Genomic DNA, 3,449 nt, shown 5'->3' with positions numbered 1-3,449 from the left:
TCCGGAGAAGCCGGTGGTCATGCCCCTAATTAGCGGTCTGTCAGTGCCTCCGGAGCCGGTGACACCACCCCCCAGGCCATGCGTTCGACAGGGGGAGAAAGTCATGCCAGCTCCGAAGGCCGGGAGCCCCGTTGCGGGGCCACGAAAACGGTAATGGGGTGGGTCCTGACTGGACCCTTCCGTCGGGTCAGGCTCCGAGGCATTGTGGCGAGGTCGACAGTCGCCGGCGCCCGGTGCTGCCTCAGGGGGCTGAAGCCCCAATCTCTTTGGATTCGAGCGGCGCAGTGCCATACCTCGTGGGTCAGCAGGAACTGCGTACGCACACATTCGATGCACTTCGCATGTGCTGACTCTGACCCCTCGTACACAGACACGCAATGCACTGATACGACTGGACTAATTCAAATTCCACAAGTATGGATGCAGAAGAGACATGGTCTGGGTAGTGGCGCACAAGAATGGAATTAAGTCAGCATTGCCGAACGACTCAACCCGCAGAGCGGTCCGGGGAACCGAACTGCTCGGGCCAGGGCAGAAGCCGGAGATGATCTGTGGTCGTCGTGCCTGTAGCGCGCTCACCGGGTCTGCGCCGCGGCGCCGGCTTGCGCTGCTCGGAAATGTTGTCGTGTCAGATCGGGAGCTGCATGAGTCCACTCATTGCTGTATGCGCATCAGCAGATGTAGGAGCCACGGCCAACTCATCAAGGTTCTTCGCTAATACGACCGCGGCCGTGGGTGGTTCGCGATCACTGTGTCGTCATTCCCGCCGTACATTTCATCGATCAGCGTAGCGAATGAATTCACTACCGCGTTCCGCTTGACCTTGCCATTCGCGGTCCGCTCGCCGCGTTCGGCCTCGAGGAGCCGAGGCAGCACACGGAAGTCCTTCAGATGTTGCGCGCGTGCGAGGTCCGTGTTGACCCGCCCGAGCTCGGCTCGCAGGCGTTCGGACAGCGCCGTCGTAGTCAGTGCCTTGGCCTGTGCGCTCGGCTCGAGCAGTGCGAAGGCAGTCCAATCCGACGTTTTGCCCGCAACGGCAGGAAGACACGGTGAAGCACTGCGGTGTATGCGATCCGCAGCAATACCGAGGGATGACCACTGGACCAACGGCGCTCGGCCATTCGGCGACCGACCCGCATCGCGCCTTTGTAGGCGTACCGGCGCACCTGGGGCCAAGCCTGCGTTCGCGCGATCAGCTCGCCGGCGACCTTCTCGTAGAGGCGCGGGGGCCACAGCAGCGCCGTCGGTCGCACGGTGCGCAACGCGTCCTCGTAGTCCTCGACGCGGCAGTACGTCACCACGAGACGGGAGAGCAGCGGAGTGAAGATCAGCAGCAGGGCCGGCGCCACGTGGGCCAGCGGCAGGAAACCGACGATGTCGTGCTCACGGCTGTCGAGCTCCGGATAGAGGCCGACGACGGTCTGGACCGAGTGCTGAAGCGTACGGTGCAGTGGAGTGTAGTGCTCGATCGCCCTCAGCAGCGCACCGGATCCTTCGACATCCGGCCGAGTCTGCCCAGGGCCAGGTGGTCAAGGACGTCGCCTCTCCCAAGACACCGCGCGAGCGTTGGCCTGGGGAGATGCTGTTCGCGGTCCTGGACAACTTCTCCCTGCATCGGCACGCCGAGGTCCACCCTGGACCGCCGCCAACAACATGGAGCCGATGCTCGCCGCCAGCGGTTCCCCGACATCCGGGTCATCCCGAAGCGCCGGGTCACCTCCCGGTCACCAGCCCCGGCCCGGGTCAGGTCAGCGGCTACGAACCGCGCCCTTGAAGACGCCCACTCTTATCAGATCGCGTCCGCGGGGATGAGCAGCGCGTTGATCGCGGCAGTGCCGATGGTCGTCGCGACGATGTCGGGATCGAGGCCGCTGTTGAATTGGGGTACCGCGTTGATCATCGAGAAGACGGCGTGTGTGAGGACGCGGGTCTGCGCGTCCGACAGGTCGGGCCGCAGCCGGGTGACCAGTCCGCTCCACTCTTCGGTGTAGAGGCGCATCATGCGTCGCATGCGATGGCGTTCGTCCTCGGGGACGTTGTGTTCGTTCTTCAGGAACACCAGCGTGGACGGAACGTTCTGGAGACTGCGTTTGACGTGGTAATCGATCATCTCCTCGAGTGCCTTGCGTGGATCCGTCACCTCGGCTGCCGTCTTGCGGGCATGAGCCAGTAGTTCGTTGAGCGGATCCTCGAGTACGGCGATCAGCAACGCCTGCTTGCTCGGGAAGTGCCGGTAGAGCGCGGGGCCGGTCACACCGGCACGCGCGCCGATCATCTCGGTGGTGACCGCATCGAAGGCACGCTCGTTGAACAACTCTCCGGCGACCTTGATCAGCACCTGCCGACGGGTGGCGCGGGGAGATGCGGTACGGGGGGTAGGTGAGCTCGACACACGCAGAGTCTAGTCTAGGTGAGCGGCCGATAACGTGCCATTGCGTGTTCCGCGAGCAGGTCGGCCATTGCGGTCAGACAGGCGAAGCCCAGCTCAGACGACATGCCGCGCGGATCACCGAGCACCCCGCTGGGTGCGACTGCCTTGATACCGTCAGTGAATACGCGGGCCAGCAACGCGTCATCCATGGACCCGGTGAAACCTGCGGCGGCGCGATCGTTCCTCACGGCGTCCGGCCGCACGGCCAGCATGATCGAACTTTCGGCGACGTCGGCATGGCCTCCGACGTGGTCGGCGAGGCCGGCGACGCGTTGAGCAGCATCGCGCCACGCGCGGAGGACCGCTGCCGAGTCTGCGAACGCGATGACATCCAGGTCGGAGGGAAGCCGCGCGGCGAGCTTCGGCTCGATGTCGCTGAGCACCGGGTAGTTGCCGATATGCGCCGAGAAGATCAGCACCCGACGGAAGCCGTGCACGGCAAGGCTCGCGCAGCAGTCGGCGCAGATCGCTTCGAGCGTCTCGGCCCGCAGCGAGAGCGTTCCGGCGAAGCCGAGGTGGTGCGACGAGCAGCCGATCCGCACCGTCGGTAGCACGAGCGCGTCGCCAAGCCGCTCGGCGACAAGAACACCCAGTCGATCGGCGTGATCACTGTCGACCGACATCGGCAGGTGCGCACCGTGCTGCTCCGTGGCGCCCAGCGGCAGGACCGCCGTACGCATACCGCTCGCGATGGCACTCGCGATGTCAGGCGAGGTCAAACGCTCAATCCGCAACTCGCTCACGTGTGGTCACTCCTCCTGTGCCTGCTCGGTCAGTACCTCGCGGATGCGTCACTACTCGACGGATGGGGAGAGGCTCGCAGTCGAGGCTTACCCACGTTAATCACAACTAACGCCTTCGCTCTGTCTCGTGGCCTTGACCTGGGCTGTGCTGCGCCCTACGTTATCGACGAATAACATTCGACGGAAGGGTCGGTATGGACTTCATCCTCATGACCGAGGGGGACACCCCGGTCGGGCTCACACATGAGCACCGCTACCGGGAACTGGTCGAGGAG

The 3,449-nt window shown here is 64.5% G+C and carries 4 protein-coding genes; all 4 read right to left on the bottom strand.

The annotated features are described in order from the left end of the window. Positions 1 to 714 precede the first annotated feature (714 nt). Positions 715 to 942, bottom strand: coding sequence for a hypothetical protein (locus KN815_RS52675; protein WP_443732352.1), 228 nt, complete (start codon positions 940 to 942; stop codon positions 715 to 717). A gap of 23 nt (positions 943 to 965) precedes the next feature. Beyond that, a complete protein-coding gene (locus tag KN815_RS47770; protein ID WP_216348022.1) occupies positions 966 to 1,349 on the bottom strand; it encodes a hypothetical protein in 384 nt (127 codons plus the stop codon). Positions 1,350 to 1,789: 440 nt separating this feature from the next. Further along, on the bottom strand, positions 1,790 to 2,338 hold the full coding sequence (locus KN815_RS47765; RefSeq protein WP_216348021.1) for a TetR/AcrR family transcriptional regulator: 549 nt from the start codon (positions 2,336 to 2,338) through the stop codon (positions 1,790 to 1,792). Positions 2,339 to 2,406: 68 nt separating this feature from the next. Next, entirely contained in the window at positions 2,407 to 3,174 is a 768-nt protein-coding gene (locus KN815_RS47760; RefSeq protein ID WP_216348020.1) for a creatininase family protein, read from the bottom strand. Positions 3,175 to 3,449 lie beyond the last annotated feature (275 nt).

Source organism: Streptomyces niphimycinicus (genome assembly GCF_018883605.1).
GTDB classification, from domain to species: domain Bacteria; phylum Actinomycetota; class Actinomycetes; order Streptomycetales; family Streptomycetaceae; genus Streptomyces; species Streptomyces niphimycinicus.
Note: the sequence above shows the minus strand (reverse complement) of the source record. Positions and strands in the feature narration are given on the sequence as shown.